The following is a 21,991-nucleotide window of genomic DNA, read 5'->3' on the forward strand; positions in this document are numbered from 1 at the left end:
CTCGCTTGTTTCACCTTTCTGCTCAGGTTCTCGAGTTCGCGGTCCTGATCACTGTTTGAATTTATGTTCCCGCCGCCATCAAAACATCGTGTGCACAACTTTTTGTGGGGAGATGTAAAGAGACGTGTAAATCCTCAGCCAAACGTCCTATATTCGGAGTCTGCCTGAGCAACGCCCAGCAGTTTTCAGATGATCCAGAATGGTTCTGAAGGCCAGATAAACCGGGCTTGATCCGGTTTTTTGTGTCAGAGAGATCCTTGAAGATCCAGATCCATCTTCCATTCCCAGATCAGCGAGAACGCCATGACTGTTAAAGAGATGACCCAGGAAGCCCGACACGAAGAAGCGCTGAAGAAGTATGTGCTGGATGCCCCCGAGTTGATGGACGAGATCAAGGACTTGTCCGCCGACGATCAGAAAGACCAGATCCAGTGGGCGTTCGAGGATGAAGCCGAAGCCCAGGGTTTGCAACCGTGGGAACTGACGCTCAAGTACACATCAAGCCCGGAAGAATACGAGACCGAACGCCTGAAACTGCACAAGGAAGCTGCCGAGGTGTTGGGCGTCGAGTGGGAAGAGTACTGCGAGATGAACAATCTGGTGGTCTGACACTCATGTAGGAGCGAGCTTGCTCGCGATGGTCGTTAACGATAACGCCTGTTTACTGGTTAAACATGGCGCTCTCAGGTACATCGCGAGCAAGCTCGCTCCTACAGTTTTGGCAACTCACATACGTGTGATCAGAGACTCAGGCGCATCGACAGATCGACCGCCTTCACATCCTTGGTCATCGCACCGATCGAAATGTAATCCACCCCGGTCTGTGCAATTGGCAGCAACGTACTTTCGTTGATCCCGCCGCTGGCCTCCAGCTTGGCCTTGCCGGCATTCAGGCGCACGGCTTCACGCATGTCGTCCAGGCTCAGTTCGTCGAGCATGATGATGTCGGCACCGGCCGCCAGGGCTTCCTTGAGTTCATCCAGGCTTTCCACTTCAATCTCGACCGGTTTGCCCGGGGCGATCTTGTGCGCGGCGGCAATGGCCTGCTCGATGCCGCCGCTGGCGGCGATGTGGTTTTCCTTGATCAGGAAGGCGTCATACAGGCCGATGCGGTGGTTATGGCAACCGCCGCAGGTCACGGCATACTTTTGCGCCAGGCGCAGCCCCGGCAGTGTTTTGCGGGTGTCGAGCAGCTTGACCTGAGTCTCGGCCACGAAGTCCGCCAGGTATTGCGCGCGGGTCGCCACGCCGGAGAGCAGTTGCAGGAAGTTCAGGGCGCTGCGTTCGCCGGTCAGCAGTGAGCGCGCAGGGCCTTCGAGGTGGAACAGCACCTGATTGGGCGTCACCCGTTCACCGTCGGCAACCTGCCAGTGCACCGCCACCCGCGGGTCCAGTTGCCGAAACACGTTATCGACCCAGGCGGTGCCGCTGATGACGGCCGCGTCGCGGGTAATGATGGTGGCTTTGGCCAGGCGTTCGGCCGGGATCAACTGCGCGGTGATATCGCCACTGCCGATGTCTTCATGCAGCGCACGGCGCACGTTGGCTTCGATTTCGGCGGTCAGATCGGCGAGACGTAGATTCGGCATAACGGACTCCACAAACAAAGTGGCTCGATTATAGGGCCATGGCACCGACCAACCCAAGGCATCAGAGCGTTACGTTTGCGCTGGCACCTGTATTTGGTCGAATCCCTGACGTTGCCGGCGTTGGCTGTCGATTCCGAACATACGCCTGTTTGAGATCGGCAACCTCAAACGCGGCAAGTGATCGCGTCCTGGGGGATTATCGCGGCATACTGTGCCAATACAGTCGACGTTGAAGGAATCGGTATGCAGTTGGACCCCGCGAGCGGTTGGATTCAGGGTGTGCATGTCTGCCCCTCTCCCAACTTCAATGCGCGCCCCACAGGCGAAATTTCCCTGCTGGTGATCCACAACATCAGCCTGCCGCCGGCGCAGTTCGCCACCGGCAAGGTGCAGGAGTTTTTCCAGAATCGTCTGGATGTCACCGAACATCCCTATTTTGAAGGGATCGTGGACTTGCGAGTGTCGGCGCACTTTCTGATCGAACGTGACGGTACCGTTACCCAGTTTGTTTCGTGCCTTGAGCGTGCGTGGCATGCGGGCGTCTCGAGCTTCGAGGGGCGGGAAACCTGTAACGATTTTTCCGTGGGCATCGAGCTCGAAGGCACGGATGATCTGCCGTTCACCGACGCGCAATACCGCGCGTTGACAGCCCTGACGCGCCAGTTGCAACAGGCGTTCACGGCAATCACCACAGAGCGCATCTGCGGGCACAGCGACATTGCACCGGGGCGCAAAACCGATCCAGGGCCGGCGTTCGACTGGGCACGCTATCGTGCCGCCCTGGCACAAGAGGAAGGACGATGAGTTTTCTGGTGTTGCTGTTGGCGGTGTGGATCGAGAAGTTCTCGGCCCTGCGCCATCGGGTTCAGCGTGACAATGGCTGGACACACGAGCTGAACAAGCTTGAGGCCAGCCCGCGATTTTCAAACCGACCATGGCTGGTGCTGTCGATACTGGTCTTGTTGCCGGTGGCGTTGCTGGGGTTGCTGCTGGTCGTCATAGAGCCGGTGGCCTACGGCTTGCTGGCGTTGCCGATCCATATGCTGGTAGTCATCTATAGCCTGGGGCGCGGTGATCTACTGGGCGATCTTGGGCCGTTCCGCGATGCCTGGCGTCGGGAGGACCTGCAAGCGGCGGCCCATGTCGCCCAGCGCGATCTGGATATCTGCGCAGACAATGGCGAGCAGCTGCTGGAGCAGGTCGAAGGGCATTTGCTGTGGGAAGCCTACCAGAGCTTTTTCGCGGTGATTTTCTGGTACTTCCTGTTGGGTCCGGTTGCGGCGCTGAGTTATCGGTTGCTGGCGCTGGCCGAAGAGCACGGGAAAAACCCTGCAGTGGTCGAGCGCGCCGGGCAACTGCGTCACGCCTTCGACTGGTTGCCGGTGCGTCTGCTGGCCGCGAGCCTGGCGTTGGTCGGCAATTTTGTCGCGGTCAGTCGGGTGATGCTGCATGAGCTGCTGAACTGGAACATCAGCGCCGCGCAATTGATCGTGAAAGTCGGGCTGGTGGCCGGTGAAATTCCGGCGCCGGTGACCGGCGCGGAAGGTATCAACAATCTGGACCGCATCTGGGCACTGCTGCTGCGTGCGGCGGTGCTCTGGTATGCCGGGTTTGCGTTGTGGACGGTCCTGCATTAACCCGGCTGTCTGAGCCATTGTGGCGAGAGGGCAAGCCCCCTCGCCACATCGAGTTCGCTTCGTATCGCTCGCGGACTTCTGTCGTTAACCTTAAGTTACAAAACCTCCTGCCGATTTAAGTTATACAGAGATAGCGTCGAATAGTGGCTATCTGCTTTCTGTCTGCGCCTGCCAATAAAAAAAATAAGAAACTGAAGGGAGACATCCAGTGAAGAGCTTGCTCTATCCCGCTGTCGCACTGATGAACCGTCTGAGCTTCGGTATGAAGTTCAGCCTGATCAGCGTACTGTTCCTGGTGCCGATGCTGGTGACCAACTTCTATCTGGTGCGTGACTCCTACCGCGAATTCCAGGGCACGCGCATCGAGCTGCAAAGTCTCGACCTGTTGGGCAGCAGTCTGACGTTGCGGCGCGATCTGGAAACCCTGAACAACCTGGTGCAGATCAATGTCAGCCTCGGCCAATCCGGCAAGGCCGGCAACGTCGAGTCGAAAATCAGCGCCCTTGAGCAGAATATTCTGACTCGCCTGCAAGGGCTGACGGCGATGACCAGCGACCCGGAGCAGGTTGCGGTGTTTGATGGCAAACGCGATGAAATGATCGCCGCGTTCAAGGCCCAGCAAACGGAAAATTCCCTGCAAAGCAAAAGTGCCTTGATCGGCAAGCTGGTGGGCAGCGCGCAGATTTTCAGCCAGCTCATCACCAGCCAGTCCGGCCTCAGTCGCGACAACCAGAGCGACATGCGCCAGTTGAGCGAGCTTGTCACCCTCGTCACGCCGCGTGTCACCCAGATACTGGGTGAAGGCAGGGCAATGGGGTCTTACTCGTTGGGGCAGGGATTCATCAACTCGGCTTCGAGTACCCGTTTCGATGAATTGCTGGCGCAGATTGAAAAGCTCCAGGCCGAGTATGGCCTGAAGTTGCAGGATGCCCTGGGTTCCAGCAAGGCTGCGCGTGAGACCCTGGCCACTCAGGCCGATAGCAGCCGGGCATCCTTGAAGAAAGCCAGCGAGCTGTTCGAAGAACAAGTGGTCATGGCTGATACCCTCGACGCGCCGTGGCAGGGCTTTTACGATCAGGTCAGCGCCCTGATGGACCAGACTTACCAACTCAACGAAGCGGTCCTTAAGTATCTCGGCCCGCAATTGCAGCAGCGACTTGAGCAGAATCGCACGCACATGGTCTTGCAGGCCGTGGCGCTGTCAGTCGTCTTTGTGTTGATCTTTTATCTCTACGGTGCTTTCTATGCCTCGACCCGTACCACGCTCAAGCGCCTGGGCGCGGTGATGGACAAGGTGGCGGCCGGCGACATGACCGTGACCTTCAGCGCCCACAGCCGCGATGAGCTGGGGGAGCTGGGCGAAGTGTTCAACGGCACGGTGAAAAAGATCCATGACCTGATCGAGCGGGTGGGGCAGACCGTCAGCGAAGTCGAGCGTCAGGCCAGCCAGGTGGAAAGCGTTTCCGCGCAAAGCAACCAGGCCGTCGCCGGGCAGCGCACGCAGATCGAACAAGTGGCCACGGCGATGAACCAGATGTCGGCCACTTCCCAGGAAGTGGCGCGCAGTGCCGCCGCGGCGGTGAGCAGTGCCCACAGTGTCAACGATGAGACCATCAGTGGTCGTGGCCTGGTGGAGTCGCAGCAAGGCAGCATTGCCGCGCTGGCCAGCGAGATCGATCAATCGGTACTGGTGATCAACCAACTGGCCAGCGACAGCCAGTCCATCAGCCGTGTGCTCGAAGTGATCAAGAGTATCGCCGAGCAGACCAACCTGCTGGCGCTCAATGCCGCCATCGAGGCGGCACGGGCCGGTGAGCAGGGCCGTGGTTTCGCCGTGGTAGCCGACGAAGTCCGGACCCTGGCCAAACGAACCCAGCAATCGACCGAAGAAATCGAGCAGATGATCACCAGGCTCCATGGCGGTGTCGGCGCGGCGGTCAAGGCCATGGGCACCAGCCATGAAATGGCCAACGGCACAGTCGGGCAGTCGGAAAAGGTCCAGCGGGCGCTGGAAAACATCTTGGGAGCGGTCGGCATGATCGTCGACCAGAACCAGCAGATTGCCGCCGCAGTGGAGCAACAAACCGCCGTGGCTCACGACATCGACCAGAACATCGTCGAGATCAATCGCGCTGGCGAGCGCACCGCTGAAGGTGCGCATCAGACCGAAGATGCCAGCCGGGCGTTGTCGGCCCAGGTCGTGGAGTTGAAACAGTTGATCAGCGCGTTTCGGGTGTAGCGGTCGCCTGATACCACAGGATTTGATTCACCAGTTGAACAACTCGCAGGCATTGGCCGTACTGGCCGCAGCCAATTGCTCGGGGCTGATCGCCATGATGTCGGCCAGTGCCGCGCAGATCGCGGGCAGATGCGCGGGGCTGTTGCGTTGGCCGGGGAACATGGCGGGCGCCATGTCCGGGGAGTCGGTTTCCAGCACCACAGAATCCAGCGGTAGCTTGGCGAGCACTCGGTGCATGCGCAGCGCTTGAGGCCAGGTCGCGGCGCCGCCCAGGCCGAGTTTGAAACCCAGCCTGATGTATTCCCGGGCTTCTTCCTGGCTGCCGGCAAAGGCGTGGATGATGCCGGCCCGTTTCAGGCGAAACCGTTTGAGCGTGGCAATCACCGCCGCATGGCTACGCCGCACATGGATCAGTGCTGGAAGATTGAAGTCCGCCGCCAGTTGCAGTTGTGCGTCGAACAATGCCTGCTGGCGGTCGCGGTCCAGGTTTTCGATGAAGTAGTCCAGGCCGATCTCGCCGACGGCACACAGTTGCCGATGGCCAGCCAGGCGGGTCAGCCAATCGCCGAGTTCGCTCAAGTCTTCAGGGCGATGATCGTCCAGATACACCGGATGCAATCCGAACGCCGCATGCAGGTCGGGATCGTTTTGCACCAGCTCCCAGACCCGCTGCCAATTGGCCTGATAAACCCCCAGCACCACGATCCGCCGCACCCCGAGGGCGCGGCTTTCGGCCAGCAGCGCCTGACGGTCGGCTTCGAAGTCCGGAAAATCCAGATGGGTGTGGGTGTCGATCAGCTCCACGGTTCAGTCCTGGCGAATACGCTGCTTGAACGTGCGCGCAATGGCTTGCACACCGGGCCGGTAATCCGACTGCTCGATGGCTGCCAGGGCCAGTGCGAGGGCCTTGTCGGCGATCAGCTGGTGCTGCTGGGCCATGGCGTTGACCGGCAGCGGCAGGAAGTCCAGCAACTGAGTGTCGCCGAACGTGCCGAGGCGCAGCGGGCGGTTTTTCAGCGGGAAGTCGTGCAGCGCATCGAACACGCCTTGAAGCAGCACGTAGGATGTGGTCACCAGGGCATCGGGCAAATGGCCCAGGCGCTGCAGTAATTCTTCCATCAATTGTTTGCCGCACTCGCGGCTGAAGGATTCGCCTTCTTCAATCAGCACCTCACCGTTGAACCCGACGAGCGCCTCTTTGAAGCCGGCGCAACGTTCCTGGCTGATGCTCAGCTCCGGGCGGGCGCCGATCAGCGCGATCTGTTTGGGCAAGGGATCGAGCAGGCTGCGGGTCAGTTGCAGGCTGGCCTCGCGGTCGTCACTGATCACCGAGCAGAAATGCTCGGGTTCCATGACCCGGTCGATGGCGATGATCGGAATGCCCTTGGCCTGCAATTGGCGATAGCTGTCGTCGCCGGGCGGCAGGCAGCTGGCAACGATCAGTGCGTCGCAGCGCCGGGCGCGGAACAACTGCAGCAATTGCCGTTCGCTGTCCGGCGCATCGTCGGAACTGGCGATCAGCAACTGATAACCCCGGGCCCGCGCACCTTGTTCCAGCAATTTGGCGATTCGCGCGTAACTGGGGTTTTCCAGATCCGGCAGAATGAACCCCAATGTGCGGGTGTGTCGGCTGCGCAATCCGGCGGCCTGTGGGTTAGGCGTGAAGCCATGTTGTTCGACGACCGCGCGCACGCGTTCGACGGTAGCGCTGCTGATGCGCTGTTGTTCGGCCTTGCCATTGATGACATAGCTGGCGGTGGTGACGGACACACCGGCCAACTGGGCGATATCACTGAGTTTCAACCCGCTGTTTCCTTGTTTTTTCGAGATTGCCTCGACATTTTCGTCAATCCTAACCGATTAAGGCAGGCGACCATTGTCGCAACGCATCCGACAAGTTGGACTTCAAGGATGGGCCAATTTCGAGTAACGTGCCAATCGATATAGATTAAACGTTTCAGCAAGCGTATTTTCTACGTTTTAGGTGCCTTTGGCCGGTTCTGCCGTGAAACCGCCAAAAGCGATGACCAAGCGCCTAAGCTGACTCATTCAAAACAATACCTGGTGCCCCAAGGCGCCAAAAAGGAGAAAGCATGCTCGAGCTCACTGTAGAGCAGATTTCGATGGGCCAGTCGGCTGTGGATAAGTCCGCAGCCCTGCAATTGCTGGCCGGGCATCTGGTCGCCGACGGCCTGGTTGCCGAGGGTTATCTCGCCGGCTTGCAGGCGCGGGAGGCTCAGGGCTCGACCTTTCTCGGTCAAGGTATTGCCATCCCCCACGGTACGCCCGAAACCCGCGACCTGGTGTTCACCACCGGTGTGCGCCTGATGCAGTTCCCTGATGGCGTGGACTGGGGCGATGGTCATATCGTTTACCTGGCGATCGGCATCGCCGCCAAATCCGATGAACATCTGCGCCTGTTGCAATTGTTCACCCGCGCCCTCGGCGAGACTGACCTGGGCCAGGCCCTGCGTCGCGCCGGTTCCGCCGAAGCCTTGCTGAAGTTGCTGCAAGGCGCGCCGCAGGAGCTGGCGCTGGATGCACAGATGATCGGTCTCGGTGTGGCGGCCGAAGATTTCGAAGAGCTGGTCTGGCGTGGTGCACGTTTGCTACGGCAGGCCGACTGCGTGAGCAACGGTTTCTCCGCCGTGCTGCAGCAGGTTGAAGCGCTGCCCTTGGGCGATGGCCTGTGGTGGCTGCACAGCGAACAGACGGTGAAGCGTCCGGGCCTGGCCTTCGTCACCCCGGACAGACCGCTGCGTTATCTCGGCCAGCCACTCACTGGACTGTTCTGCCTGGCCAGCCTCGGTGAGGCCCATCAAGCCCTGCTCGAACGCCTGTGCGCGTTGTTGATCGAAGGGCGTGGCCAAGAGTTGGGGCGCGCCACCAGCAGCCGCAAGGTCCTCGAAGTGCTCGGTGGTGAAGTGCCCGCCGACTGGCCCAGCGCGCGAATTGCATTGGCCAACGCCCACGGTTTGCATGCGCGCCCGGCGAAAATCCTCGCGCAACTGGCAAAGAGTTTTGAAGGTGACATCCGCGTACGCATCGTCGATGGCCATGACAGTGCGGTGTCGGTAAAGAGCTTGAGCAAGTTGCTCAGCCTCGGCGCCCGTCGGGGACAGGTCCTGGAAATCATCGCCGAACCGGGCATTGCGGCGGATGCGTTGCCGGCCTTGTTGGCCGCCATCGAAGAAGGCCTCGGTGAGGAAGTCGAACCGCTGCCGCCGGTAAGTCAGGCGCGTGAAGTCGTTGCCGATATCGCCGAAGTGGTCCTCGCCCCGTCATCTGGAAGCGTGGTTCAGGCGATTGCCGCCGCTCCGGGGATCGCCATCGGCCCGGCGCATATTCAGGTGCTGCAAACCATCGATTACCCGTTGCGCGGCGAATCCGCCGGCATCGAGCGCGAGCGCCTCCAGCATGCCCTGGCGCAGGTACGCTGTGATATCCAGGGCCTGATCGAGCGCAGCAAGAGCAAAGCCATTCGCGAAATCTTCATCACCCACCAAGAGATGCTCGACGACCCGGAACTGACCGATGAGGTCGATACGCGCCTCAAACAGGGCGAAAGCGCCGAGGCGGCGTGGATGGCCGTGATTGAAGCGGCGGCTCGGCAGCAGGAAGCGTTGCAGGATGCCTTGCTCGCCGAGCGTGCGGCCGACTTGCGCGACATCGGGCGTCGGGTGTTGATGCAACTCAGCGGCATCGAAACCCCGAGCGAACCGGATCAACCGTACATTCTGGTGATGGACGAGGTCGGCCCGTCCGACGTCGCCCGTCTCGACCCGGCTCGCGTGGCGGGGATTCTCACCGCTCGGGGTGGTGCTACGGCGCACAGTGCGATTGTTGCCCGGGCGCTGGGTATTCCGGCCTTGGTCGGCGCCGGTCCCGGCGTGTTGCTGCTGGCACCGGGTACGGCTTTGCTGCTCGATGGCCAGCGTGGTCGTCTGCATGTGGACGCTGACGCGGCGACCTTGCAGCGCGCCACGGCCGAACGCGATACCCGCGAGCAACGCTTGAAGGCGGCTGCTGAACTGCGTCATCAACCGGCATTGACCATCGATGGCCACGCCGTCGAAGTGTTCGCCAACATTGGTGAAAGCGCCGGCGTCACCAGTGCGGTGGAGCAGGGCGCCGAAGGCATTGGCCTGTTGCGCACCGAACTGATTTTCATGGCCCACCCGCAAGCGCCCGACGAGGCGACCCAGGAAGTCGAGTACCGCCGCGTCCTCGACGGTCTGGCCGGGCGGCCGCTGGTGGTGCGCACCCTCGATGTCGGTGGCGACAAACCGCTGCCGTACTGGCCGATTGCGAAGGAAGAGAACCCGTTCCTCGGCGTGCGCGGCATTCGCCTGACCTTGCAGCGCCCGCAGATCATGGAAGCGCAACTGCGCGCCTTGCTGCGGGCTGCCGACAACCGGCCGCTGCGGATCATGTTCCCGATGGTGGGCAGCGTCGACGAATGGCGTCAGGCCCGTGACATGACCGAACGTCTGCGCCAGGAAATCCCGGTCGCCGACCTGCAACTGGGGATCATGATCGAAGTGCCGTCGGCGGCATTGCTGGCACCGGTCCTGGCCAAGGAAGTCGATTTCTTCAGCGTCGGCACCAACGACCTGACCCAGTACACCCTGGCCATCGACCGTGGCCATCCGACGCTGTCGGCCCAGGCCGATGGCTTGCATCCGGCGGTGCTGCAACTGATCGACATCACCGTGCGTGCGGCCCATGCTCACGGTAAATGGGTCGGTGTGTGCGGCGAGCTGGCGGCCGACCCGCTGGCGGTGCCGGTGCTGGTCGGCCTCGGAGTGGATGAGCTCAGCGTCGGGGCGCGCAGCATTGCCGAGGTCAAGGCGCGGATTCGCGAACTGGGCTTCACTCAGACTCAAACCCTTGCCCGACAGGCGCTGGCCGTGGGCAGTGCCAATGAAGTGCGCGCATTAGTGGAGGACTTGTAATGTCCCGGATTCTTACCTTGACCCTCAACCCGGCGCTGGACCTGACCGTCCAGTTGCCGCGCCTTGACGCCGGCCAGGTCAACCGCAGCGATGTGATGCACACCCACGCTGCCGGCAAAGGCGTGAACGTGGCGCAGGTGCTGGCGGACCTCGGGCATCAACTGACCGTCAGTGGCTTTCTTGGCGAAGACAACCTGCAAGCGTTCGAAACATTGTTCGCCAAACGCGGTTTTGTCGATGCCTTCATCCGTGTTCCGGGCGAAACCCGCAGCAATATCAAACTGGCGGAAAGCGACGGCCGCATCACCGACATCAACGGGCCGGGGCCGCAGGTCAGCGAGGCGGCGCAGCAGGCCTTGATGGATCGACTGGAGCAGATTGCTCCGGGGCACGATGCGGTGGTTGTCGCCGGAAGCTTGCCGTTGGGCGTCAGTGCGCAATGGTTGCAGGCGTTGATCTTGCGCTTGAAGAACCTGGGGCTGAATGTCGCTCTCGACACCAGCGGCGAGGCATTGCGCGCAGCGCTGAAAGCGGGGCCGTGGCTGATCAAACCCAACACTGAAGAGCTGGCCGAGGTGCTGGGCTGCGAGGTCGTGTCGGTCAGTGCCCAGGCCTTGGCGGCGGAGCGTTTGCATGCCCAGGGCATCGAGCATGTGGTGATTTCCCATGGCGTCGATGGCGTGAACTGGTTCAGCGTCGGCTCGGCGCTGCATGCCACGCCACCCAGGGTCAACGTCGCCAGCACGGTGGGCGCGGGTGATTCGTTGCTGGCGGGGATGCTCCACGGTTTGCTCAGTGCCGATACGCCGGAGCAGACCTTGCGCACCGCCACGGCGATTGCCGCGATGGCAGTGACCCAGATCGGATTCGGCATTGGCGATGCAGCGCAACTGGCGCAGCTCGAACAGGGTGTGCGCGTGCGTCCCCTGACAGAACAATAAGAGGGATTGTCATGAAGTTAGCCATCGTTACGGCCTGCCCGAACGGCATGGTCACCAGTGTGCTGTGTGCCCGGCTGCTCGATGCCGCGGCCCAGCGCCAGGGCTGGAGCACCAGTGTCGAAGTCACCGATGCCGCGCATCCCGAAAAGCAACTGTCGGCGGCCACCCTCGAGGCGGCTGAGTGGGTGCTGCTGGTGACCAGCGCGCCGGTGGAAATGTCGCGCTTTGTCGGCAAGCGGGTGTTCCAGAGCACCCCGGCCCAGGCCCTGCAAGACGTGGAAGCCGTGCTGCGCCGTGGAGCGCAGGACGCTCAGGTTTACGCCGCCGAAGAGGCCGTCATCGAACCTGTGGCGGTTGTCCAGAACGCGCCGCGACTGGTGGCCGTTACCGCGTGCCCGACGGGTGTCGCTCACACGTTCATGGCCGCCGAAGCCTTGCAGCAAGCGGCCAAGCGCCTGGGCTATGAGCTGCAGGTGGAAACCCAGGGCTCGGTCGGCGCGCGCAATCCATTGAGCGCGCAAGCGATTGCCGAGGCCGATGTGGTGCTGCTGGCGGCCGATATCGAAGTCGCCACCGAGCGTTTCGCCGGCAAGAAAATCTATCGCTGCGGCACCGGCATTGCCCTCAAGCAAGCCGAAGCGACGTTGAAAAAGGCCTTGGCCGAAGGTCAACAGGAAAGCGCATCGAGCGCTGCCAAAACAACGGCCAAACAGGAGAAGACGGGCGTCTATAAACACTTGCTGACCGGCGTGTCCTTCATGTTGCCGATGGTGGTGGCCGGCGGCTTGATGATCGCCTTGTCGTTCGTGTTCGGCATCACCGCGTTCAAGGAGGAGGGCACGCTGGCGGCGGCGTTGATGCAGATCGGTGGCGACAGCGCGTTCAAGCTGATGGTGCCGCTGCTGGCAGGCTATATCGCCTATTCCATCGCCGACCGTCCGGGCCTCGCGCCGGGGATGATCGGCGGACTGCTGGCGAGCACCTTGGGCGCCGGTTTCATCGGCGGGATCATTGCCGGCTTTCTTGCCGGTTATGCGGCCAGGGCGATCAACCGTTATGCGCGATTGCCGCAAAGTCTTGAGGCGCTCAAGCCGATCCTGATCATCCCGCTGCTGGCGAGTCTGTTCACCGGTCTGGTGATGATCTACGTGGTCGGCAAACCGGTCGCCGGGATGCTTGCCGGGCTCACGAATTTTCTCGACAGCATGGGCACCACCAACGCGATTCTGCTCGGTGTGTTGCTGGGCGGCATGATGTGCGTCGACCTCGGCGGGCCGATCAACAAGGCGGCCTATGCGTTTTCGGTGGGGTTGCTGGCGTCGCAGAGCTACGCGCCGATGGCGGCGACCATGGCGGCCGGCATGGTGCCGCCAATCGGCCTGGGCATCGCCACGTTCATTGCCCGACGCAAGTTCGCCCAGACCGAGCGCGAGGCCGGCAAAGCAGCGCTGGTGCTGGGGCTGTGCTTTATCTCTGAAGGGGCGATTCCTTTTGCGGCAAAAGATCCGCTACGGGTGATTCCGGCGAGCATCGCCGGCGGTGCGCTGACGGGTGCGTTGTCGATGTATTTCGGCTGCAAATTGATGGCGCCCCATGGTGGGTTGTTCGTCCTGGCGATCCCGAATGCGATCAACCATGCGCTGCTCTACCTGTTGGCGATTGTGGCGGGGAGTCTGTTGACGGCGGTGGCGTATGCGCTGGTGAAACGGCCGGAGGTGGTGGAGTTGGCGGTAGAACCCGTCACCGCCTGACACCTGCCCCAGTGGGAGCGGGCTTGCTCGCGAAAGCGGAGTGTCAGCAATGAGTATTTCGGCTGACACGACGCCTTCGCGAGCAAGCCCGCTCCCACAAGGGATCTGTGGTGTCGGGAAGGTTTGTGTCATGCCAGGGTCATAGGGTCATGCTTTAGTTTTTCCTTTTCCAGGGAGAACACCATGAGCGATTTCAACCTCGGGCGCCGTCGTGTCATGCAAGCGGTCGGCGCCGGGCTGTTGTTGCCGGGGCTGGCGCCGGCGGTGATCGCTTCGGTCAAGGATCGGCCGCAACTCACCGACGGCGTACAGTCCGGCGACCTGCTGGGCGACCGTGCGGTTATCTGGAGCCGCTGCGACCGCCCCGCGCGGATGGTGGTGGAGTGGGACACCCGCAGTCTGTTTCCCAACCCACGGCGATTCGTCTCGCCCCTGGTCGATGCGCGCACCGATTTCACCGCCCGGGTCGAACTCACCGGGTTGCCCGTCGACCAGGCGATCTTCTATCGCGTGCAGTTCGAAGACGCCCGGAATGGCGTTGCCAGCGAGCCCTGGTTCGGTCACTTGCGCAGCGTGCCGCAGGCCCGCCGTGACATCCGTTTTGTCTGGAGCGGCGACACCGTCGGCCAGGGCTTCGGCATCAACCCCGACATTGGCGGCATGCGCATCTACGAAGCAATGCGCCTGCGTCTGCCAGACTTTTTTATCCACAGCGGCGACACCATTTACGCCGACGGTCCGATCCCGGAACAGCTCATCACAGAAGGTGGCCGTGTGTGGCGCAACATCACCACCGAGGCCAAGAGCAAAGTCGCCGAGACCCTTGATGAGTACCGCGGCAATTACCGCTACAACCTGATGGACGAAAACATCCGTCGTTTCAATGCCGAGGTCCCGCAGATCTGGCAGTGGGACGACCACGAAGTGGTGAACAACTGGTCGCCGGGCAAGCAGCTGGATGCGCGTTACCAGGACAAAGATATCCACAGTCTGGTGGGCCGCGCACGCCAGGCCTGGCTTGAATATGCGCCGATGCGTTTGCAGAGTGCCGATGGCGGCGGGCGGATCTATCGCAAGCTTGGTTACGGGCCGCTGCTCGATGTTTTTGTACTGGACATGCGCAGTTATCGCGGGCCCAACGATGACAATCAGGGCGCTGAAAAACCTTTCCTCGGGCGTGAGCAACTGGACTGGCTCAAGCGCGAAATGCAGGCCTCGAACGCGCAATGGAAAGTGATCGCCGCCGACATGCCCATTGGCCTCGGCGTGCCCGACGGCGAGGTCAGCCCTGGTGTCGCGCGCTGGGAGGCCGTGGCCAACGGTGACCCCGGCCCGGCACAGGGGCGTGAACTGGAAATCGCAGAATTGCTTGGCTTTCTGCGGGCGCAACAGGTGCGCAATTTCCTGTTCCTGACCGCGGATGTGCATTACTGCGCGGCCCATCATTACCATCCGGATCGGGCGGCGTTTCAGGATTTCGAACCGTTCTGGGAGTTCGTCGCCGGACCGCTGAATGCCGGTAGCTTTGGACCGAACTCGCTGGATAAAACCTTTGGTCCTGAAGTGGTGTTCGAGAAGGCGCCGCCCGCGCAGAACGTCTCGCCGTTTGCCGGGTTTCAGTTTTTTGGCGAGGTGAACATCGATGGGCAGAGCGGGGAGTTGAGCGTGGTGTTGCGTGATCTGGACGGGGTGTCTGTATTTGAGAAAAAGCTGCAGCCGGTTTGAGATGGAGATGGATACATGAACCCTTGTGGGAGCGAGCTTGCTCGCGATGGCGGTATTACATTCAACACATTGGTTGACTGATAGACCGTAATCGCGAGCAAGCTCGCTCCCACAGGGAACTCAGTGAATCAGTACACGTCGCGGCGGTAGCGGCCCTGTTCGATCAGACGCTCCACTTCGGCGCTACCCAACACTTCGTTGAGCACCTGATCCACGCCTGAAGCCATGCCTTGAAGGCTGCCGCAGATGTAGATCACCGCATCGTCCGCCAGCCACTTCTTGAGCTCGGCCGCCGATTCACGCAGGCGATCCTGTACGTAAATCTTTTCGGCCTGGTCGCGGGAAAATGCCAGGTCGAGGCGCGCCAGATCACCATTGATCAGCCACTCCTCCAGCTCCTTTCGGCACAGGTAATCGTGCTCGCGATGGCGCTCGCCAAACAGCAGCCACTGGCGTTGCTGACCATCGGCAATCCGGGCCTTGAGCAGGCTGCGCAACCCGGCCAGGCCCGTGCCATTGCCCAGCAGGATCATCGGCACCGGTTGGGCCGGCAGATGGAAACCACTGTTGCGCCGCACGCGCAGGCTGATGGAACTGCCCACCGGCGCGTGTTCGGTCAGCCAGCCGGAACCGACACCGAGGTTGCCGTCGGCATGCACTTCCTGACGCACGATCAATTCCAGTACGCCATCGGCCGGGATCGACGCAATGGAATACTCGCGCATGGCCAGCGGCACGAGGGCCTCTGCCAACGCTTGGGCGTGCAGGCCGACCAGGTGGGCGCGGTTCTCCGGCAACTGGCGGCTGGCCAGGGCCTGTTCGAGGGTTTCTTCAAGGCCGTTGAGTTGCACCTTGGTTTCACCGTGAATCCCCATGCCGTCGAGGAAGTGCTCGATGGCCCACGGGCAATTGCGCGGCATCACTTCCACCAGGTCGCCCGCCAGCCAACTGCTGGTGGAAGGAGGCTTGAGGCCCAACAAGTACACCGGCGAGCCACTGCTGTCCGGATTGAGCAGTTCACGATGCAGCAGGGTCCAGTTGTCGTAGCTGGGCGCTTGCCAGGTATCCACGGGGGCCTGGCCGGTCAACAGGCCCAGTTGCTGTTGCCAGTGGCGCAAGGCGTAAGGGTCACCGCTGTCGACCTCCACCGGGGCGAACAGGGTCTTTGCGCCCTGTTCGCCCAACCAGGCGTGCAGGCGTTTGGCGAAACCGCAGAAGTGTTGATACTGCCGGTCGCCCAACCCCAGGACGGCGTAATTCAGGCGTCCCAGGCTCGGTGTCCGGCCCAGTACCTTGCGCTCGAAACTGCGGGCGCTGTCCGGTGCTTCGCCGTCGCCGAAGGTGCTGACCACGAACAAGGCATTGTTCGATTCATGCAAGTCCTGCTCGCTGACGTCCGCCAATGGCTGCACTTTGACCGGCAAGCCTGCGGCCTGCAATTGTCCGGCGGTTTGCCATGCCAGCTGTTCGGCAAAACCACTTTGGCTGGCGAAGCCGATCAGCCACGCCGGCGCGTCGCTGGCGGTTTGCACGAGATCTTTGCGCGCATCCTTGATCTGGCGTTTTTTGCGCCGACGGTCCAGGTACAGCATCCAGCCGGTGATGAAGAACAGCGGCATGGTCAGCGAGGCGATGGTCAGGATAATGCGCCCGACGATGCCGAAGTAACTACCGACGTGCAGCGCATAGATGCTGGTCAGCAGTTGCGCCTTGAGGCTCTTGTCGCTGTAGCGATCAACCCGTTTGACCACGCCGGTGGCCGGGTCGAGGGTGATCTGGTTCAGGGCGCGGTCGTGAGGCGAAGTTTTCAGCAGGAAGTAAACGGTCGCCGGTTGGCCGGCCACGGGCGGCATGCGCACGTTATAGGAGCTGAGTTGCGGACCGGCCGCACTGTAGATGCTGCTCCACATCGCCGCGTAATCGGCCGTCGGTGCCGGACCGCTTGGCGCAGGGCCGCGTCCGCCGCGTACGCGTTCGCTCTGTGGTGAGTCGGAGAGCAACCGGGTCAGGCCTTTGTTGTACCACTCGTAGGACCAGGACAACCCGGTCAGCGCCGCCAGAAGGTAAAACACCAGGCACCAGGTGCCGGCCACCGAGTGCAGGTCCCAGTTGAAGCTGCGGCCCTTTTTCTTCCAGTCCAGGGTCAGCCAGGTCCGCCAGCTTTTCCACTGGCGAGGCCAGCGCAGGTATAGGCCGGACAGGCAGAAGAACACCAGGATCAGCGTGCACGCGCCGGTGATCTGCCGACCCGTGTCGCCCATGGCGAGGAAACGGTGCAGTTGCAGCATCAGGCCGAAAAAGCCCTGGCCGGTGGCGTCGCCGAGGAACTCGGCGGTGTACGGGTCGAAGTAGCGCATCTCGCCACGGCGTTCACCCGGCGGCGGGGTGAACCACACTTTGGCGGCGCTGCCGCTGTCGGTTTCCACCGTGAGCATCGAGACTTTTTTGCCCGATGCGGCTTCGATTCGCTCCACCAGTTCGACGGGCGGCAGCACACCGGCGACCTGTTTCTCGACCTGCAACACAGAAGGATTGAGTGTGCTCAGGATTTCATCCTGAAACGACACCGCCGCCCCGGTGATGCCCATCAGGGCCAGGACCAGCCCGGCGCTGATGCCGAAAAACCAGTGCAACTGGAACAGGGTTTTCTTCAACACGTCGCTCGCCTTGTTCGTTCAAGTTGATTCATCACGGCGCGCATTATGCCGTGGGGTTGTCGAGAAGCATTCTTTTTTACGCACAAAGGCCCCGTTCATGTGGATGAACGGGGCCGGGTCCAATGCCAACAATGTAGGAGCGAGCTCGCTCGCGATGGTCGTCAACGATGACGCGTAAAGCCTGACACCCCGCGTCGTTCTCCGGTCCATCGCGAGCGAGCTCGCTCCTACAGAAGGTTGTTGGTCACGTTTCCATCAGAAGTGGAAGTTGGTGCTCAGCAAAGCGGTACGACCGGCCGCCTGGTTGGCGAAGTGAGTCGAGAACGCCTTGTCGTAGTAGGTTTCGTCGGTCAGGTTCTGTACGTTCAGTTGCAGGTCGACGTTCTTGGTCAGCTTGTACGCCGCCATTGCGTCGTAACGAACGTAGGAATCGACCATGGTGGTGTTGGCGGCACTTCCGAACACGTCATCGACATAGAACGCACCGCCACCGATGGTCAGCCTTGGCGTGACCTGATAGGTCGTCCACAGGCTGGCGCTGTTTTTCGGCGTGTTAGGCAGTTCGTTGCCGTTGTTGGCTTTGTTTGCTGGCATGTCGCCGCCATCGACTTGCTCGCTGTCCATGTAGGCGTAACCGGCGAAGACCTGCCATTTGTCGGTGAGTTTGCCGGTGGCCGACAGTTCGATACCTTGAACGCGGGTTTTGCCGACGTTTTCAAACGTAGTGGTGTTGGTTTGCACACGAGCGTTTTCTTTCTCGGTGCGGAAGATGTCTGCAGTCACGGACAGACGATCATTCAGCAGATCCCACTTGGTACCGATTTCATAGTTCTTGGTGGTTTCCGGCTCCATGTCGCTTTTGAGCAGGTTGCCGTTGCGATCCGGCGTGCCGCCCAGCGGGTTGCCTTCCGCGCCATCGCCGAGGGTGTTGCCTGGTGGAGTGGCAGACGTCGCATAGGAGGCATAGATGCTGCCGTTTTCCGCTGGTTTGTACACCACACCGAACTGACCGGTAACGAACTCGCTGGTGTCATCGCCCTTGGACGTGGTCACGCTGGAACCGTTGAAGGTTTTGTAGTCGGTGTCGAAATGGTCGTAGCGCAGGCCCATGTTCACCAGCCACTGCTCGGACAACGTCAGGGTGTCGAATACATACAGTGCGTAGGTGTTGGCCTTGGTATCGGTGCCCGCGTAGTTGCGGGAGATGGCACCGCTCCACGGATCATTCGGCGTCGGGTTGGACAGCGAGGTGCAGTTGTAACCGCTTGGCGCGCCGATCAGTGCCGGCGAGCAGTTGTTGGTTACCGCTGCCGTTCCCGGGGTGGTGTCCGTGTTGACGTTGTACGAGGATTTTTCACTTTCCTCGTGGGTGTATTCGACACCGGTGGAGAAGCTGTTCTTGAACCCGGCGATGTAGATATCACCAAACAGATCGGTCTGGTTGGTGGTGGTCTCGGTGTTGCTCACGCGGGTGTTCGCCCGGCGCCAGACGCTGCCGTTGTTGACGTTGCCTTTACTGTCGTCCGGCTGGGTCAGGATGTAATCCTGCATGCTGGTGCCGTGACGCAGGGTGTTCTTGATGGTCAGCGAGTCGCTCAGGTCGTGCTCGATGGCGAAGGTCGCGGTGTCGGTGCGGGTCTTGCGGAAGTCGCGGTCGGTCAGACCATAGAAATTGCTGCTGTCGCCGCCGTCATTCGGCTTGTCCGGGTTGGACTTGGTGCGTCCAGCCGCGAGAGTGGTCGGGATCGAGTACGGAATGCCCGAATCCGGCGTGTCGTTGCTTTCGAGGTGGTAGTAGTCGAGGTTGACGCGAGTGTCTGTACCCAGGCCGAAAGCCAGGGACGGTGCGACACCCCAGCGGTCGTAGTCGACGCTGTCACGTCCGGCGACGTTGCTCTCATGGCTCATCAGGTTCAGACGGCCAGCGGCAGTGTCGGTGAACTGATAGTTGCCGTCCATGGTGTAGCGCTGGGTCTGGTCGGAGCCCCAGGTGAAACCACCATCGAACGAATTGCCCAGGTGAGCTTTCTTGCTGACCAGGTTGATGCTGCCGCCTGCAGCGCCGCGACCGCCGATGGCAGAGTTCGGGCCTTTGCTGACTTCGATCGATTCCACGGCGAAGATCTCGCGGCTCTGGGAACCGGTATCGCGAACGCCGTCCAGGTAGGTATCGCCCTGGGCGTCAAAGCCGCGAATGAACGGACGATCGCCCTGTGGGTTGCCGCCTTCACCGGCACCGAAGGTGATGCCTGGAATGGTGCGCAGGGCGTCCTGCATGTTCATGGCGCCCGTGTCTTTCAACACTTGTTGCGGAATGACGGTGATCGAGCGCGGTGTGTCCACCAGCGGCGCGGTGTACTTGGGCGAGGAGGCTTTCTCTACGTTGTAGGTCGTCTCGTCCTGAGCTTCGCCGGTGATGGCGGTGGCGCCCAGCGAAATCACATTGCCCGGTGCTTTTTCGTCGGCTTTTTCCGCCGCGAAAACCATGTGGCCCGCAGAGCCGGCAGTAATCGCCATCCCGATGGCCGATGCGAGCAGACGTGGTGAACTGACCGGTACTTGTGGTTGTTGACGCGACATTTGAGTTCCCCTCCCCAAGGATTTGAGGCCGCGGAATATAGGGTAAACACGTATTCGTATCAATTGCGAAACATTACTATTCGCACTGAATTTACATTCTTTACAATTTACCCTTACGGTTTCTGCTGACTCATTCGTCAGATGTGTTTTACACAGGCAATAAGAATCAATACCATTGGCATCCCTTTGGTTTCAGGTGCCTTTGTCATGCTGCTGCACATTCCCGGCCTGTTTGAAAAAGACGAGGTGCAGCGCATTCGCGAGGCTCTGGAGCAAGCCGATTGGGCCGATGGCAAGATCACCGCCGGCTACCAGTCGGCGAAGGCCAAACACAATTTGCAGTTGCCGGAAGGTCACCCGCTGGCCAAGGAGATCGGCGCGGCGATGCTGGAGCGGCTGTGGAAAAATCCGCTGTTCATGTCAGCAGCGTTACCGCACAAAGTCTTCCCTCCGTTAGTGAACTGTTACACCGCCGGTGGCAGTTTCGATTTCCATATCGACAACGCGGTGCGTCAGCCAAAAGGCAGCATCGAGCGGGTGCGTACGGATTTGTCCGCCACGCTGTTCTTCAGCGAGCCGGAGGATTACGACGGCGGCGAGCTGGAGATCCAGGACACCTTCGGCACCCAACGGGTGAAGCTGCCTGCCGGCGACATGGTGCTGTATCCCGGCACCAGTCTGCACAAGGTCAATGCGGTGACACGCGGAGCGCGGCTCGCCTCGTTTTTCTGGACGCAAAGCCTGGTGCGTGAAGACAGCCAGCGCGCCCTGTTGTTCGAGATGGACGGGGCAATCCAGCAACTGACCCGCGATGTGCCCGATCATCCATCGCTGATCCGCCTGACCGGGACGTATCACAACCTGCTGCGTCGCTGGGTCGAGGTGTAAGTGGCGGATTTTCGTTTACGCCGCGAGGAAATGCTCGACGGTGAGCGCCTGCGCGCGATGCTCGACGAAAGTCCGGCCCGTGCTGCCCAGGCCATCCTGATTGCCGCACGAGAAGGAGAGGTCGAAGCCCAGGCCTTGCTCGGGCAGATTCTGCTCGACGGCCAGGGGATCGCGCAGGACCAACCGCTGGCGCTGAGCTGGTTCGGCATCGCAGCGCGCCAGGGGCACCTCATGGCGCGCAACATGCTCGGTCGTTGCCATGAGCATGGTTGGGGCTGCGCTGCCAATGCATCGCTAGCGGCCAGGCATTACCGACTTGCCGCCACTGCAGGGCTGGATTGGGCAATGTACAACTACGCCAATCTGCTGGCGACCGGTCGCGGGGTGATTGAGGATCAGCTTCAAGCACTGAGTCTCTATCGCCGTGCGGCTGAGTTGGGCCATGCAAAATCGATGAATCTGTTGGGGCGGTATCTGGAAGAAGGGCGGGTCTGTCCTGTGAATCCGGCAGCGGCTCGTAACTGGTATCGACGTTCGGCCGAGGGCGGGGATTTTCGCGGGCAGTTCAGCTTTGCTGCGGTCTTGACCGACGAAGGGAACATCGAGGATGCGTTGGTCTGGCTGCGCAAGGCGTTGGCCGGTGGCAACCTGAATTTTCTGCGAGTGGCCTGTAAGGCATTGTCAGCCGCCAATGATCCACAGATTCAGGCGATGGCTGTGGATTACAAACAACGTGCCGAACAGCTCGAAACCCTGTAGGAGCGAGTTTGCTCGCGATGGTGGGCAACGATAACGCGTGCTGTCTGAGTACACGCGGTGCTCTGAAATCCATCGCGAGCAAGCTCGCTCCCACAGAGGGTGGCGTAAATGAAAAAGCCCATGACAGGTCATGGGCTTTTTGTTTGTGCGCCAGGCATGGCGCGTTGCGCGTAAGCGCAACCAGCTTGGCTGTGGTGGCCTCGCTGGTGACTTGGAGGTGAAAGTCCTCTACACACCCGGCAAGGGGAAGTGTTAGCCAGAGGCAAGGGT

The 21,991-nt window shown here is 61.1% G+C and carries 15 protein-coding genes; 10 read left to right on the plus strand and 5 right to left on the minus strand.

Annotated features, from left to right (window positions below; genetic code table 11):
- Nucleotides 1-303: 303 nt before the first annotated feature.
- Nucleotides 304-609 carry a DUF6388 family protein gene (locus KGA98_RS17250; protein WP_154910442.1) on the plus strand — a complete coding sequence of 102 codons (306 nt, stop codon included), beginning with the start codon at nucleotides 304-306 and terminating at the stop codon, nucleotides 607-609.
- 131 nt (nucleotides 610-740) lie between these two features.
- On the opposite strand, the gene nadC is transcribed toward KGA98_RS17250, so the two are convergent.
- The gene (gene nadC / locus KGA98_RS17255) at nucleotides 741-1,589 is read right to left on the minus strand and encodes a carboxylating nicotinate-nucleotide diphosphorylase (protein WP_223502895.1); all 849 of its coding nucleotides are present in this window, start codon (nucleotides 1,587-1,589) and stop codon (nucleotides 741-743) included.
- A gap of 243 nt (nucleotides 1,590-1,832) precedes the next feature.
- Between nadC and ampD the strand changes: the two genes are divergently transcribed.
- The 3 genes from ampD (at nucleotide 1,833) to KGA98_RS28715 (ending at nucleotide 5,465) form a co-directional block, all read left to right on the plus strand.
- Nucleotides 1,833-2,393 (plus strand): 1,6-anhydro-N-acetylmuramyl-L-alanine amidase AmpD, encoded by a 561-nt coding sequence (gene ampD / locus KGA98_RS17260; protein ID WP_218495116.1) that lies wholly within the window; start codon nucleotides 1,833-1,835, stop codon nucleotides 2,391-2,393.
- A complete protein-coding gene (gene ampE / locus KGA98_RS17265; RefSeq protein WP_057716469.1) occupies nucleotides 2,390-3,226 on the plus strand; it encodes a regulatory signaling modulator protein AmpE in 837 nt (278 codons plus the stop codon). The genes ampD and ampE overlap by 4 nt, the downstream gene beginning before the upstream one ends.
- A gap of 1,534 nt (nucleotides 3,227-4,760) precedes the next feature.
- Nucleotides 4,761-5,465: a methyl-accepting chemotaxis protein gene (locus KGA98_RS28715; protein WP_371319476.1), complete on the plus strand. Its 705-nt coding sequence runs from the start codon at nucleotides 4,761-4,763 to the stop codon at nucleotides 5,463-5,465.
- A gap of 27 nt (nucleotides 5,466-5,492) precedes the next feature.
- Here KGA98_RS28715 and KGA98_RS17275 read toward each other — a convergent pair whose 3' ends face one another.
- Together KGA98_RS17275 and cra are read right to left on the minus strand one after the other, a co-directional pair.
- Nucleotides 5,493-6,269, minus strand: coding sequence for a TatD family hydrolase (locus KGA98_RS17275; protein ID WP_223502897.1), 777 nt, complete (start codon nucleotides 6,267-6,269; stop codon nucleotides 5,493-5,495).
- Between the two features lie 3 nt (nucleotides 6,270-6,272).
- Nucleotides 6,273-7,268: a catabolite repressor/activator gene (gene cra / locus KGA98_RS17280; protein ID WP_150812831.1), complete on the minus strand. Its 996-nt coding sequence runs from the start codon at nucleotides 7,266-7,268 to the stop codon at nucleotides 6,273-6,275.
- A gap of 290 nt (nucleotides 7,269-7,558) precedes the next feature.
- On the opposite strand from cra, the gene ptsP reads away from it, so the two are divergent.
- The 4 genes from ptsP (at nucleotide 7,559) to KGA98_RS17300 (ending at nucleotide 14,837) form a co-directional block, all read left to right on the plus strand.
- Nucleotides 7,559-10,420 carry a phosphoenolpyruvate--protein phosphotransferase gene (ptsP, locus tag KGA98_RS17285; RefSeq protein ID WP_223502898.1) on the plus strand — a complete coding sequence of 954 codons (2,862 nt, stop codon included), beginning with the start codon at nucleotides 7,559-7,561 and terminating at the stop codon, nucleotides 10,418-10,420.
- The gene (gene pfkB, locus KGA98_RS17290; protein WP_154861572.1) at nucleotides 10,420-11,361 is read left to right on the plus strand and encodes a 1-phosphofructokinase; all 942 of its coding nucleotides are present in this window, start codon (nucleotides 10,420-10,422) and stop codon (nucleotides 11,359-11,361) included. Before ptsP ends, pfkB begins: the two co-directional genes overlap by 1 nt.
- A gap of 11 nt (nucleotides 11,362-11,372) precedes the next feature.
- The gene (locus KGA98_RS17295; protein ID WP_223502899.1) at nucleotides 11,373-13,112 is read left to right on the plus strand and encodes a PTS fructose-like transporter subunit IIB; all 1,740 of its coding nucleotides are present in this window, start codon (nucleotides 11,373-11,375) and stop codon (nucleotides 13,110-13,112) included.
- A gap of 183 nt (nucleotides 13,113-13,295) precedes the next feature.
- Complete coding sequence (locus tag KGA98_RS17300; protein WP_223502900.1) at nucleotides 13,296-14,837, plus strand: alkaline phosphatase D family protein; 1,542 nt, start codon at nucleotides 13,296-13,298, stop codon at nucleotides 14,835-14,837.
- Between the two features lie 128 nt (nucleotides 14,838-14,965).
- Here the strand turns inward: KGA98_RS17300 and KGA98_RS17305 are convergent, their stop codons facing one another.
- Nucleotides 14,966-17,494 (minus strand): PepSY domain-containing protein, encoded by a 2,529-nt coding sequence (locus tag KGA98_RS17305; RefSeq protein WP_223502901.1) that lies wholly within the window; start codon nucleotides 17,492-17,494, stop codon nucleotides 14,966-14,968.
- 255 nt (nucleotides 17,495-17,749) lie between these two features.
- Nucleotides 17,750-20,074: a TonB-dependent receptor gene (locus KGA98_RS17310; protein ID WP_223502902.1), complete on the minus strand. Its 2,325-nt coding sequence runs from the start codon at nucleotides 20,072-20,074 to the stop codon at nucleotides 17,750-17,752.
- A 207-nt stretch (nucleotides 20,075-20,281) separates the two neighbouring features.
- Here KGA98_RS17310 and KGA98_RS17315 point away from each other — a divergent pair, with 207 nt between their 5' ends.
- Together KGA98_RS17315 and KGA98_RS17320 are read left to right on the plus strand one after the other, a co-directional pair.
- The gene (locus KGA98_RS17315) at nucleotides 20,282-20,962 is read left to right on the plus strand and encodes a Fe2+-dependent dioxygenase (RefSeq protein WP_090453057.1); all 681 of its coding nucleotides are present in this window, start codon (nucleotides 20,282-20,284) and stop codon (nucleotides 20,960-20,962) included.
- The gene (locus KGA98_RS17320; protein WP_223502903.1) at nucleotides 20,963-21,721 is read left to right on the plus strand and encodes a tetratricopeptide repeat protein; all 759 of its coding nucleotides are present in this window, start codon (nucleotides 20,963-20,965) and stop codon (nucleotides 21,719-21,721) included.
- Nucleotides 21,722-21,991 lie beyond the last annotated feature (270 nt).

Source organism: Pseudomonas sp. BF-R-24, assembly GCF_019947335.1.
GTDB lineage: Bacteria > Pseudomonadota > Gammaproteobacteria > Pseudomonadales > Pseudomonadaceae > Aquipseudomonas > Aquipseudomonas jessenii.

Excerpts from the sequence above, each read along its gene's own strand:
- ptsP (WP_223502898.1), top strand. The coding sequence starts at position 7,559 with ATGCTCGAGCTCACTGTAGAGCAGATTTCGATGGGCCAGTCGGCTGTG.
- KGA98_RS28715 (WP_371319476.1), top strand. The coding sequence starts at position 4,761 with ATGTCGGCCACTTCCCAGGAAGTGGCGCGCAGTGCCGCCGCGGCGGTG.
- KGA98_RS17310 (WP_223502902.1), bottom strand. The coding sequence starts at position 20,074 with ATGTCGCGTCAACAACCACAAGTACCGGTCAGTTCACCACGTCTGCTC.
- KGA98_RS17315 (WP_090453057.1), top strand. The coding sequence starts at position 20,282 with ATGCTGCTGCACATTCCCGGCCTGTTTGAAAAAGACGAGGTGCAGCGC.
- KGA98_RS17300 (WP_223502900.1), top strand. The coding sequence starts at position 13,296 with ATGAGCGATTTCAACCTCGGGCGCCGTCGTGTCATGCAAGCGGTCGGC.
- KGA98_RS17295 (WP_223502899.1), top strand. The coding sequence starts at position 11,373 with ATGAAGTTAGCCATCGTTACGGCCTGCCCGAACGGCATGGTCACCAGT.
- KGA98_RS17250 (WP_154910442.1), top strand. The coding sequence starts at position 304 with ATGACTGTTAAAGAGATGACCCAGGAAGCCCGACACGAAGAAGCGCTG.
- ampE (WP_057716469.1), top strand. The coding sequence starts at position 2,390 with ATGAGTTTTCTGGTGTTGCTGTTGGCGGTGTGGATCGAGAAGTTCTCG.
- ampD (WP_218495116.1), top strand. The coding sequence starts at position 1,833 with ATGCAGTTGGACCCCGCGAGCGGTTGGATTCAGGGTGTGCATGTCTGC.
- pfkB (WP_154861572.1), top strand. The coding sequence starts at position 10,420 with ATGTCCCGGATTCTTACCTTGACCCTCAACCCGGCGCTGGACCTGACC.
- nadC (WP_223502895.1), bottom strand. The coding sequence starts at position 1,589 with ATGCCGAATCTACGTCTCGCCGATCTGACCGCCGAAATCGAAGCCAAC.